The 12,014-nt window shown below is 70.5% G+C and carries 9 protein-coding genes; 5 read left to right on the top strand and 4 right to left on the bottom strand.

Annotated elements, in window-relative coordinates:
- Window positions 1-125: 125 nt before the first annotated feature.
- Window positions 126-2,228: a M14 family zinc carboxypeptidase gene (locus A3CQ_RS0105055; protein ID WP_020509826.1), complete on the bottom strand. Its 2,103-nt coding sequence runs from the start codon at window positions 2,226-2,228 to the stop codon at window positions 126-128.
- Between the two features lie 248 nt (window positions 2,229-2,476).
- Window positions 2,477-4,102, bottom strand: a complete 1,626-nt coding sequence (locus tag A3CQ_RS0105050; RefSeq protein ID WP_020509825.1) for a VWA domain-containing protein — start codon at window positions 4,100-4,102, stop codon at window positions 2,477-2,479.
- A 398-nt stretch (window positions 4,103-4,500) separates the two neighbouring features.
- On the opposite strand from A3CQ_RS0105050, the gene A3CQ_RS0105045 reads away from it, so the two are divergent.
- Window positions 4,501-5,316, top strand: coding sequence for a DUF427 domain-containing protein (locus A3CQ_RS0105045; RefSeq protein ID WP_020509824.1), 816 nt, complete (start codon window positions 4,501-4,503; stop codon window positions 5,314-5,316).
- A gap of 110 nt (window positions 5,317-5,426) precedes the next feature.
- Here the strand turns inward: A3CQ_RS0105045 and adhP are convergent, their stop codons facing one another.
- A complete protein-coding gene (adhP, locus tag A3CQ_RS0105040) occupies window positions 5,427-6,437 on the bottom strand; it encodes an alcohol dehydrogenase AdhP (protein ID WP_026205326.1) in 1,011 nt (336 codons plus the stop codon).
- A gap of 282 nt (window positions 6,438-6,719) precedes the next feature.
- Between adhP and A3CQ_RS51565 the strand changes: the two genes are divergently transcribed.
- Window positions 6,720-8,462: a sensor histidine kinase gene (locus A3CQ_RS51565; RefSeq protein ID WP_051115134.1), complete on the top strand. Its 1,743-nt coding sequence runs from the start codon at window positions 6,720-6,722 to the stop codon at window positions 8,460-8,462.
- Window positions 8,463-8,604: 142 nt separating this feature from the next.
- Here A3CQ_RS51565 and A3CQ_RS0105030 read toward each other — a convergent pair whose 3' ends face one another.
- Window positions 8,605-9,483 carry a universal stress protein gene (locus A3CQ_RS0105030; protein WP_020509821.1) on the bottom strand — a complete coding sequence of 293 codons (879 nt, stop codon included), beginning with the start codon at window positions 9,481-9,483 and terminating at the stop codon, window positions 8,605-8,607.
- A 152-nt stretch (window positions 9,484-9,635) separates the two neighbouring features.
- Here A3CQ_RS0105030 and A3CQ_RS0105025 point away from each other — a divergent pair, with 152 nt between their 5' ends.
- From A3CQ_RS0105025 to A3CQ_RS0105015, 3 genes are all read left to right on the top strand, one after another.
- Complete coding sequence (locus tag A3CQ_RS0105025) at window positions 9,636-10,295, top strand: hypothetical protein (protein WP_211216456.1); 660 nt, start codon at window positions 9,636-9,638, stop codon at window positions 10,293-10,295.
- A 461-nt stretch (window positions 10,296-10,756) separates the two neighbouring features.
- On the top strand, window positions 10,757-11,446 hold the full coding sequence (locus A3CQ_RS0105020) for a CBS domain-containing protein (RefSeq protein WP_026205324.1): 690 nt from the start codon (window positions 10,757-10,759) through the stop codon (window positions 11,444-11,446).
- Between the two features lie 82 nt (window positions 11,447-11,528).
- Window positions 11,529-11,981 carry a universal stress protein gene (locus A3CQ_RS0105015; protein ID WP_020509818.1) on the top strand — a complete coding sequence of 151 codons (453 nt, stop codon included), beginning with the start codon at window positions 11,529-11,531 and terminating at the stop codon, window positions 11,979-11,981.
- Window positions 11,982-12,014: the final 33 nt, after the last annotated feature.

The raw sequence follows: 12,014 nt of genomic DNA, 5'->3' as shown, positions 1-12,014 counted from the left end.
AGCGGGCGGGCCGCATCGGCCTCCGTGTTGCCGACGTCCGTGAGCCGCTCGCGCCTGGCCGGGTCGGTCCATCTGAGAACCGGCGGGGTGGTCGGTCGACCTGCTCCGCCGGTTCTCGATCGGGCTCAGAAGGCCACGCATTGCCCCGTCTTCGCCCCGATGACCTTGTTGGGGACCTCGAGGTCGATCGGCGCCGGAACGTTGCCCGTGCAGCTCAGCGTGCTGGCGATGGTGTTGCCAGCCAGGTACGGCGCGCCGCCGTCGATGTTGCCGGCCAAGGTGACCTGGCCCAGCAGGGGCGAGCCGATCAGCGAGACCGGGCCGGCGGTGCGGCCGACCTGGACCGAACCACGCACCTGAGTGTTGCCGAGGAAGACCCCGGCGGCGCTGTCGGCCGTGAGCGGGCCGCCGATCGTGGAGCCGGTGGCGATCAGCGTCCCGCCGGGGCGCACGGTGACCCCGCCGTTGACGGTGGCTGCCGACAGGCAGACGAACCCGTTGACGGTCAGCGGGCCGGGTTGCGGGCCGGTGAGTGTCGGGAAGATCCGCTCGCCGCTGACCCACGGCTCCGCGGCCTGCCCGTCCAACAGCAACGGGATCAGGCCACGCTCGGGCTGGGCCAGCGGCACGATGAAGCCGTCGGCGACCTGGACGACCTTCCAGCCGTGATCGGCGATCCGCTGGGCGACGGTGGTGCCGATGCCGCCGGGGCCGTCCGTACGCCCGCCGTTGTACTGCTTGTCGGTGAGCTTGTAGGCGCACGGTGCGTTGTCCAGGATCTGGCCCGGGCCCGGCTGGTCGTCGGGCGGCGGCGCCTCACCCGGGTGCGGCGCCGGGTGCGCCGGGATGATCCGGGAGCCGCGGAACACGATCCGGCCGGTGTTTCCGGACTGGAACTGGATCGCCTCGATGCGTGCTTTCTGGATGCTGAGGAGTTGGGCGCGGTGGAAGTCCAGGAACGAGTTGAACGTCCAGAGTGCGGAGAACGTCTTGCGTCGCCGGTTGTTCGCCGCGTTGGCCTCGTCGGGACGGGTCGGGCCGCCGGCACTGCGCAGCTCCAGCAGCGAGTTGACCGTGTTCTTCAGGCCGAGGGTGTTGCGGAGGATGGTCTCCTCCGACAGGCCCACGGGTCCGCCGTTCTGGCAGCCGTACGGGCACGGCCACCAGCCGGCCTTGGCGCCCTCGACGTACATGTGGTTCTCGATCATGTCGAGCGACTCGTCGAAGATCGGCTGGGCCACGTTCTGGTGCCGCGGCGGCAGCATCGGCAGGTCACCGGCCTGGCTGTTGGCGAACTCGTGACCGTCGTATCCGGCCACCGGGCGGTAGTCGCGGAGCATTCGCACGTACGCCGCAGTCTCCGGCTGCCGGATCAGTGAGTAGTCCCGGTTCAAGTCCTGCCCGGTCGAGTTACCCCGGGTGCCCGCGGCCCGGCCGTCCCCGTTGATCGTTGGGATGATCAGCACGGTGGTGTTGCGGAGCAGGTCCAGCGTCCGCCCGTCGGTGCCGAACGCGAGCTGCCGGGCCATGATCAGGCACGCCTCCCGGTCGCTGGGCTCGTTGCCGTGCACGTTGCAGTTGATCGCCAGCGGCGAGGTCTTGGCGACGGCGGCCGGGGTGGCCGGCGGCGCCGGAAGACCGATGACGAACATGTTGATCGGCCGGCCCTGGACGGTCCGGCCGATCTCGACCACCCGCACCCGGTCGCTCATCTCGTCGACGGCCGCAGTGTAGGCGAATTCGTTGACGTCGCTGGTGAACTGCGCGGCCTGGGTGGTCTCCCACTGCGTGCGCAGGCCGTGGGGGATGCCCGGATCACCCGACAGCGTGAGCGTGGTGCCGAACACGGGGGTCGAGTAGGGCTGCTCCGCCGTCCCGATCCGGGCGCGCACCCGCCACTCGAACCGATCGCCGGGGTTGAAGCCGGCGTCCGCGAAGGTCGGCGACCCGTTGTTGATCTGGCGGTTGGGCCGCCACACACCGACAACGGTGGGAGTTGCGGTGGGGGAGTCGTCGGCGTCGACGGCGGTGCGCTCGATCTGGTAGTCGGTAGCGCCGTCCACCGGCGTCCAGGCCACGGTGGTGAAGCCGTCCGCCTGGCTGACCGTGACGTTCGTGACCTGGTTCGGCTCGGCCGCGGCGTGGGCCGGTCCGGTCTGGAGGAAGGAGAGAGAGGTGGCGACAAGCATGACGGATAACGTGAAGACGATCGACCGCCGCTTCTTCATGGGACCTCCGATAGAGCTGGCCTGAAAGGTGGGGGCCGATCGCGGCAAATCTGGTGTGCCCCGATCGCCGCCAGCGTGGCCGACACCGCTGACACGGCTCTGAAGCGACGCTGAAGCCCGCGGCCAGGGTTCGATCGTGGCGAAGAGCGGCGCCATGCCGGATTCCCGAGGGCAGCGGCGATTTCGCTCGCCGACGCACCGACTACTACCGTCGTCGTGCTGCCCGTTTCCCGGTCAGCCGGAGCTGCTCAATGGTGCAGGCCGCCGGCTGCCACGTGGATGAACACGGCCGCCACCTCGGTGGCCGTGGACAGGTTGTCGACGTACCCGCCGACTGGCTCGACCGCGTCGTTGACCACCTTGGCGTCCGCGGCCGTGCCGAAGGTTACGACGCTCAGCTGCACGGGCCGGTTCTTGTCGGCGACCTTCTGCAGCGCCGCGGAGAGTTGGGCGGCGGTCAGCGACTTCTTGTCCGACTCGTTGCGACCGTCGGTGAGCACCAGGACCTGGTTCGGCACATCTGCTTGGTAGGCGTCCCGCGCCGACGTGTAGGCGGCGAGAATCGTGTCGTACAGGCCGGTGCCGGTCTTGCGTGAGTTGAGCTCGGTCACGGCACCGGCGAGCGCGGACCGGTGCTGCGGGGTCAGCGGCGTCATCGCGAGCAGCGAGCGGTAGTCCCGGCCGCCGTCCAGTTCGCTGCCGAACTCCCACAGGCCCATCCGGGAGTCGTCCGGGAGCAGGCCGGCCACCGAGCGGCAGCCCTGCCGGACCAGCTCGATCCGCGACGACGTGGAGCCCACGGCGGGTGCCGCCATCGAACCGGAGACGTCCACCACCACCAGCAGGTTCGTCCGCCGGTCGCCGGCGTACCAGGTGGCGAAGACGTGATCGACGTGGTGCGGGGCGAGCACACCGAACGGCTCGGCGGTGGGCGGCGGCAGCAGGTCCTCGCCGCTGACGACCCGGCGCGTGTCCGGGGTGCGCAACCGGGCGGCCCGCAGGTCGGCCGCGGCGTCGTTGTTGGTCAACCGCGTGCGCAGGCGCTCCAGCGCGGCCGCCCGCGCCGGGTCGGCGGCGGCCGCCGCCAGCGGCAGCCAGGTGTAGCGCAGTAGGGCGGTGTGGTCGGTGCCGGGCAGGACAGTGCGGTTCTGGGCCGCCTCGGGGTCGCGCAGCAGCACGTACTCCGGCACGAGGCCCACCTCGCCGCCCTTGGCGGGAATGGCCGGGTCGTCGCCGATGACGGTGCGGGTGGTCCGCTTGGCATCGGCCAGCCAGAGCGCTGAGGCGTCCATGTCCTTGTCCAGCCAGACCGCCTCGGCCACCGCGCCGGCGCCGACCAGGCCGTCGCCGGAACCGCCCGGATCACGTACCACCAGCCGGGCCGTCTTCTCGCGGACCAGCCCGGCCAGCCCGAGCCAGCCGGCGCCGGCCTTCTTCAGCCGGGCCCCGGTGGCCGGGTCGGTCACCATGTAGATCGGGCTGGTTGCCAGCACCGTCCCCGCACCGAGCGCCGGCGCCTGAGCCAGGCTGACTGAGCCGGCGCTCGCGGCCCACGAGCTGTCGTCGGCGATCCACAGGTCGGCGTTCACGTCGCCGGCCCGCTTCGCCGCGGCCCGGCCGTCCGCCGCGGTCACCTCCAGCCGCAGGCAGTCGTCCGGCGGCAGGCCGAGGGTGAGGGCGGCGAGGACCGGCGTGTACGAGCTGGCGGCGACCACCCGCACCGGCCGGCCGCAGCTGTCCCCGGCCACCGTGCCGGTATCCCCGGAGCGAGCGGCCGCGACGAGGACGCCGGCCAGCACGAGCCCCGCCAGTGCGAGCAGGGCCAACGCCGGCCACTCCCATCGCAGGGCGCCCCTGGCACGGTGCTTGGCCATCGGCCTTCCGTCTCGGCTAGCGGGGATAATCCGCCGGACTGTACAACTGGAGACTTCTTGCTGCTCGCGCCGTGTTCGTCACCGTGCGTGATGCGCCGTAGGCCCGCGGGGCCAGAATTGCGCTGATAGTCGATCGTTAATCCGTTTCCGGGCGATGAATGTATCGACGCAGGGCTCCGTCCGCGCCGGCCGCCGTCCGTACTTTCGGCCGCACGGCGGCCGACATCCGGCTTCCCGATCGAGCGGTTCCGCCCGTTCAGGGGGTTGACCGGGTCACCGCGTGGACAGCCGGTCCGCGGTCCACAGCGCGAGGGTCGTACGTCGATGGCGTCGTTGCGGGAAGTCGAGAATCTGATGAAGGCGCCCCAGCCAGGGGTGCAGGGGTAAGACTTGCCGGCATGAGTCTGAAAATCGGTGACGAGATGATGAGGCTGTCCGGCGTGCTGCGGCACGAGCCGACGGACAAATGGGTCCGGGCCAGGCTCGGGGGCCGGATCGTCGTCGACAGCCGTGCCGCGCTGCTGCTGTGGGAACCGCGTCGCATCGTGCCCACGTACGCCGTGCCGGACGGGGATGTCCGGGCCGAACTCGTACCCGTCGAGCCGGCTGCGGGGAGCGACGTACCGGTGCTGCATCCCGGCATCCCGTTCGCCGTGCATTCCACGCCCGGGCAGGCGTACGACGTCCGCGTTGCCGACGACGTCCGTGAGCGTGCCGCGTTCCGTCCGGACGATGCGGACCTTGCCGGTCATGTCGTGTTCGACTTCGACGCGTTCGACTGGACGGAGGAGGACGAGCCCGTGTTCTCGCACCCGCGTGATCCGTTCTCCCGCGTGGACGCGCGGCGCAGCAGCCGGCACGTGCGTATCGAGCGGGACGGCGTGCTGCTGGCCGAGTCGCGCAGTCCGACGCTCGTGTTCGAGACGAAGCTGTACCCGCGGTTCTACCTGCCGCGCGAGGACGTCAAGGCGGAGGTGCTGCCCAGCGACATGGTGACGGCCTGCCCGTACAAGGGCCGCGCCACGTACCTGTCGTTCGCGGTGGGGGAGAATCTGGCCTGGACCTACCTCGACCCGCTGCCTGACGCGTCACCGCTCGCCGGTCTGGTCGCGTTCTTCGACGAGGTTGTCGACGTGACCGTCGACGGTGTGCCCAGGGTGCGGCCCGATTCGCCGGTCGCCAACGTCATGAAGGACGAGTTCGGCGTCTCCTAGCCGAGCTCGCGAAGACGCCGTCCACGATTGGTGCGTGCGGGCTTTCGCGGTCGGACTCCTGTTCGGCACACGGCGGCCTCCTTCGTCTTCCTCCGAGCCCGGAATGACCGTCAGGGAATCAGCACCAGCCGTGCCGGGACCCGGCTGGCGAGCACATCGTCGATCGACTTGTTGATCTCGTCGAGCGGGCGCGTCTCGTAGAGGACCTTGGTGCGTCCGGCAGCGTGCAGCCGGAAGACCTCGGCGAGGTCGGCCCGGGTGCCGACGATCGAGCCGATCACGCGGATGCCCTTGAGGACGGTCTGGAAAATCGGCAACGTCATCCCGTTGTCCTTCGGGAGCGAGACGAGGACCAGCCGGCCACCCGGCCGCAGGCAGGCGTGCGCCTGCTCGAGGACACGCCGATCGGCGGCGAGGACGATGGCGACGTCCACTCCGCCGACCTGATCGGTCAGCGACATGGCGTCGACCGCGATCGCGTTGACCACGCGGGCGGCCCCGAGTTGCTTGGCCAGTGCGAGCTTCTCCTCGGTCACGTCGATCGCGACGGTCTCCCCGCCGAAGATCTGGGCGTACTGGAGGGCCAGATGTCCGAGGCCGCCGATGCCGAAGACCGCGACCCGGTCGCCCGGGGTCACGCCGGCGACCTTGATCGCCTTGTAGGTGGTCACGCCGGCGCAGGTCAGTGGAGCGGCCTCGGCCGCGTCGATGCCGTCGGGCACCCGGACCACGTACCGGGCATCCGCGACGGTGTACTCGGCATGACCGCCGTCGATGGCATAGCCCGTGTTGAGCTGCTCCTGGCACAGGGTCTCCCAGCCAGTGACGCAGTACTCGCAGGTTCCGCAGGCGTGCCCGAGCCACGGGATCGCTACCCGGTCGCCGACGCTGTGTTCGGTGACCCCCGCGCCGAGCTTCTCGACGATGCCGACGCCTTCGTGGCCCGGGATGAACGGCGGTGTCGGCTTGACCGGCCAGTCGCCACGAGCGGCGTGGATGTCGGTGTGGCATAGTCCGCTGGCCTCGATCCGTACCCGGATCTGGCCCGGGCCCGGCTCGGGCAGGGGCACGTCCTTGACCACTAGCGGCTTGTCGAAGCCGGTGACCACCGCTGCGCGCATGATGCTCCTCCTTCATGTTTTCCTCGGCCCCGAGACTCGTCTCCGGCGAAGACCGCAGGTAGGGCCCAAGGGCCGTACCTACCGGGTCTTCCAGATGAAGGACCCGAGCAAGCTACGTGTGCACGGTCGGTGGCGTCATGCTCATCGGGTAGGCTCCGGCTGAGCGGGGGGAACACGGCCTCTTCGGTGCTCAGGTGTGTGATCCGACGCCGTGGCATCAGGTGGCTCGTCATGCCGAGGGCTGCTCACCGCAGCGGTGCTGCCCGGCCAGGAGGTGCGGCTATGTCGGCCCACGACCCCGATGCGCAGGATCAGCCGTCCGGCTCGGCGGCACGGCTCACCTTTCCCGATCAGCCTCGCCTGGAGCTTGATCAGCTGCTGGGTCAATTGGTCAGCAGAGCGCAGGAAGTGATGGGCACCCAGGGCCGGTTGCGCGGCCTGCTGCGGGCCAATCAGCTGATCGTCGGGGAGTTGAATCTGTCCCTGGTGTTGCAGCACGTCGTTCAGGCTGCGCGGGAGCTGGTAGGTGCTCGCTATGCCGCTCTTGGCGTCATCGCACCCGGTGGCGGGCTCAGCGAGTTCGTGCACGTCGGCATGCCCGACGACATGCTTGGCCGCATCGGGCATCTCCCTCAGGGCAAGGGCCTGCTCGGCGCGCTGATCGATGATCCTCGGCCGATCCGGCTGCGTCGCATCGCCGACGATGCCCGTTCCTCGGGATTTCCGCCCGAGCATCCGCCGATGGAGAGTTTCCTCGGTGTGCCGATCGAGATCCGCGGCACCGTGTTCGGCAACCTCTACCTCGCCGAGAGCGACAAGGGCGAGTTCAGTGAGGAGGACGAGGAGCTCACCCGGGCGATGGCCGCTACCGCCGCGGTTGCCATCGACAATGCCCGGCTGTACGAGTTCGCGCGTGGTCGCGGCGAGTGGCTTCAGGCGTCCGCGGCCATCACCGGTCAGCTGGTGGCAGCCGATGACCAGGAGGGTACGGCGCTGCGGATGATCGCCGACCGCAGTCGGGAGTTGGCCCGCGCTGATCTGGTGATCGTCGTCCTGCCGCTGCCCGACGGGGACGTCCTGGGCATCGAGGTCGCCGTCGGTGACGGCGCGAACGGCTTGACGGGTCAGGTCCTGTCATTGGACGGCTCGTTGAGTGGGAAGGTCTATCGCGAGGGTGAACCGCTGCGCCTGAACGAGCCTCAGGAGGCCGGCATCGATCCGCTGACGAGCGGCGCTTTCGACGTGGGCCCCACCATGATGCTTCCGTTGCGGGGGTCGACCCGGGTGCTGGGTGTGCTGGGCGCGTTCCGTCGCCGTGGCGCGGCCGGCTTCGCGGCCGAGGAACTCGAGATGGCCAGCGGATTCGCCGCCCAGGCCGCGGTCGCCATCGAGCTGGCCGAGGCCCGGGCGGAGCAGCAGCGCGTGGCGATGCTGGACGACCGCGAGCGGATCGCCGCCGACCTGCACGACCACGTCATCCAGAAGCTCTTCGCCGCTGGTCTGTCGCTGCAGACCGTGGCCGCTCGGGTGGGGCCCGGCGCTGCGCAAGATCGCATCTCGAGCATCATCGACGACCTCGACGACACCATCGGCCAGATCCGGACGACGATCTTCGCGTTGCAGCAGACCCGGCAGAACACCACGACCGGCGGTACCCGTGCCCGGCTGCTGGACATCGTCACCGAGGCCCGCGAGACGCTCGGCTTCGAACCGGCGCTGCGATTCTCCGGCCTGCTCGACACGGTTCGCGGGGACGTCGTGGACGACCTCGTCGCGGTGCTGCGCGAGGCGCTCAGCAACGTCGGCCGGCACGCCAGGGCAAGTTCGGCCGAGGTCATCGCCACGGTCGCGAACGGCGAGCTAACGCTGGAGGTGCGCGACGACGGCGTCGGATTCACTGAGAGCGGGCACAGCAGCGGACTGACCAACCTCCGGCAGCGCGCCGAGCGCCACCACGGCACGCTTTCCATCGAGCCGGGCCAACGCGCCGGTACGGTCCTGACGTGGTCGGTGCCGTTCGCATGATCGGCTGACCCGCCGACCGGCCAGCCGTCTTCCGCGTGGCTCGGATTCGCGGCGGATCCCGCCCGCCCAGGGCCGAGTCCGCCGCGCTTGCCCGACGGTGACGTCGCCGGCCCGGATGGTCCCCCGGCGGAGCACAGATGCGTCAGGACGCGCGGTCGCCGCGTGGACGGGCGACGAGGACCGGGCAGCCGGCGTGATGCAGTAGGTGCAGACCGGTGGATCCCAGCAGGGCGCCGCGGATGGCGCCGCGGCCGTGGCTTCCCACGGTCACCAGTCGGGCGCTGGACGACGCGTCCACCAAGGCTCCGGCGATGCCGTCGTGCGTCAGCACGATCTCGACCGGCACCTCGGGGAACTTGCCCCGCCAGGATGCCAGTTGCTCCTCGACGCGGCCACGTTCGGCGGCGTCCTGCTCCGGTGTCGCGATTTCGGAGGGGCTGACGCTCGCCACCCAGAGCTGGATCGCGGGCGCGAACGAGCGGACCACAACCAGGCTTGCCAACCGTGCGGCCGCGGCCTCGAAGGCGGTTTCCAGAACATGGTCGGCGGCTGCGGAGTCGCCGACGCCGGCGACGACCGGACCGTCGGCATGCGGCCGGCCGCGCACGACGGCCACAGGGCAGGACGCGTGTGTGGCGACACGCTGGCTGACCGAGCCCAGCCGAAGCCCCGCGAATCCACCGCGGCCACGGCATCCGAGGACCATGAGCTCCACGTTGTCAGCGACCTCGAGCAGGCGGGCGGCCGGGTGACCGACCAGGGTGCCCACGGTGACGTCTGCCTCGGGCGCGACCTCGAGCGCCAGTCGCCGCGCCGCGCCCGTCAACGCCTCCGAGGCCGACCACACGCGCTCGACGTAGCTGCTGCCGCCGGCCTCTCGCGCCTCGTCGGGACTCCACTCGAGGACGTGCACGATGTGCAGCGGCCGTCGACGGAGCTGGGCTTCACGGGCGGCCCACTCGACGGCGGTGTTGCCGGAATCGGGGCCGGCCGTGCCGACGACGATGGAATGTGGATTCATGACGGTCTCCGTTCATGCGCGGGCCGACCGGCCGGCATGTGGTTTCCCGCCCACCGTGGCGCCGTGCCGTCTCCGGGGTCAGAGGCGAAAGGCCCGAGGGTGGGGGCATGGCGGTCCTGCCGCGAGCCACCGACCGGTAGCACGCTCATGCTGTGACCACCACGGATCATGTGAAGATCGCGGATAGCGGATCGCTGTCCGGCCGTCGCCTGTGGCGGCGCTGGTTCTTCACCGTCACGCTCGGCGAGTTTCTGGGATTCTCGGCTCCGGCCGTCGTCGGGGCGGCGACCGCGCCCGCGCCCGCGGCACTCGCGGCGACGGCCGTCGTCCTGGCCGGCGCTGTGGAAGGGGCCGTGCTCGGATGGGCGCAGGCGAGTGTCCTCCGGCATGCGCTTCAGGGACTGCATGTGGCGCATTGGGTCGCGGCTACCGCGGGTGGCGCCGTAATCGCGTACGCCATCGGAATGTTGCCTTCCACCGCCGTCGGCATGGGTATCGACGTCCCTCCGTCGCTGCTGATCGCTCTCGGCCCGGTGCTGGGCCTCGGGCTGCTGCTGTCGATCGGAACGGCGCAATGGTGTGTTCTCCGCCTGTATGTGCACCACCCGGCCCGGTGGATCGCGGTGACGGCCTCTGCCTGGACGGCCGGCCTCGGCGTCTTCCTCGCCTTCTCGATGCCGTTGTGGCATCCGGGGCAGGGATTGGTGGCCATCGCCGCGATCGGCGTGGCCGGGGGCCTGCTGATGGCGGCGACGACGTCGGCGATCACGGGGTTCGGCCTGTGCCGGCTGCTCGCTCGCACGCTCAGGTGATGGCCCGGCTCTCTCGGTCCGGCCAGGTCGGCGGGTGGACCGGGCGGATCCAACGATCTATCAGCCGGCGTGTACGTGCGGCCGCCGCGCCGGGTCGGGCGCATGCCGGCGCAGGATCTCGCGCGTCACCGGTGCCACCTCGCCGTGCCCGAAGAGCGTTGGGCACGGCGGAACTCTCCAGGGTGAGGACCCGGTAGCGGTGGTGCCGGACGATACCGCGGACCAGAAGATCGGCCTCGAAGTCCGACGGGTCGGTCACGGTGACCTCGAGAAGTAATCGACGCTGGTCAGGCACATCACCTTCCACCACGGGTGGCCAGCGTCCGCGGGCGCGGCGGCCGGCTCGGACATGAGCCAGCCCCGCACCGGACTGCGCCGCGCGGCGCTCGGGAAGGTCGGGTCCTATGGCCCTGCCCGCCCGCGGCGGGCGCTCCTAGCCTCGGCACAGAGGGAGGTGCGTGATGGAGAACTGGACAGTGGACGATGTGATGACCACGGCGGTCGTGTCCGTGGATCAGACCGCCACCTACCGGTCGATGGTGGACATGCTGATCGAAAATCGTGTCAGCGCCGTGCCTGTGGTCGATGCCTACCTGCGCGTCACCGGCGTGGTGAGCGAGGCGGACCTGTTGCGCAAGATCGAGTACGCGGGCGACGAGGCGCCTCGGCTGTTCGAAAGCCGTCGCCATCGGGGCGAGCGTGTCAAGGCGCAGGCCCGGACCGCGGCCGACCTGATGAGCGCGCCGGCGGTCACGGTGCTCTCCGGGACGTCGATCGCGGCGGCAGCACGCAAGATGGACGACGAGAAGGTGAAGCGGCTCCCGGTGGTCGACGATCTCGGCCGGCTGACCGGCATCGTGACCCGCGGCGACCTGCTGAAGGTGCACCTGCGCCCGGACGACGAGATCCGCGCCGACATCGAATCAGGCGTCCTCTGCGGGCTGCTGGCCGGCCGCGTCGGCACGGTTGCCGTGACGGTCGACGACGGCGCGGTGACCCTGGACGGCAGGGTCGAGCTGTGGTCCTCGGCGCACGAGGCCGCCCGGCTGACCCGCCAGGTGCCCGGCGTCGTCGAGGTGGCCGACAAGCTGAGTTTCGATGTCGACGACCGTACCGACCTCGGCGCCGGCATCGCCTTTGGCGCGGCCTGAGCAAAGCCGGGCGCGGTGGCCCTGTACGCCCAGCGGCTCCTGGAGCGAACGTGGTGAGAAGGGCGGTCGTGAGGAGGACCCGATGTCCGACGTTGACCGATTCGACGGGGCTCGTGACTCCGATGTAGTGGTCGGTGTCGACGGCTCGAACCCCTCCAAGGCCGCCCTGCGGTGGGCTCTCGATCAGGCGCGACTGACCGGGGCACGGATGAGAGCCATCATCGCGTGGGAGGTCCCGGCCTACGCCGGGTGGGCCCGGATCGGGTCCGAGGACCTCGGGGCGGCCGCCGGCCGGCTGCTCAGCGAGGCGGTACGGGATGCCCTCGGCTTCGATCCGCCGGACATCGAGGTGATGGAGACCGTCTTGCCCGGGCACCCCGCCCAGGTGCTGATCGATGCGTCGGCCCACGCGGCACTGCTGGTCGTCGGCTCCCGAGGGCATGGTGGCTTCGCCGGGACGCTGCTCGGCTCGGTAAGCCAGCTCTGTGTCCAGCACGCGCACTGCCCGGTGGTCGTCGTGCGTGGCAAGCACTGAGCGAGGCCCTCCGATGTCGGCGAGGGGTCTCCC

It is taken from the genome of Paractinoplanes globisporus DSM 43857, assembly GCF_000379645.1.
GTDB lineage: Bacteria > Actinomycetota > Actinomycetes > Mycobacteriales > Micromonosporaceae > Actinoplanes > Actinoplanes globisporus.
Note: the sequence above shows the minus strand (reverse complement) of the source record. Positions and strands in the feature narration are given on the sequence as shown.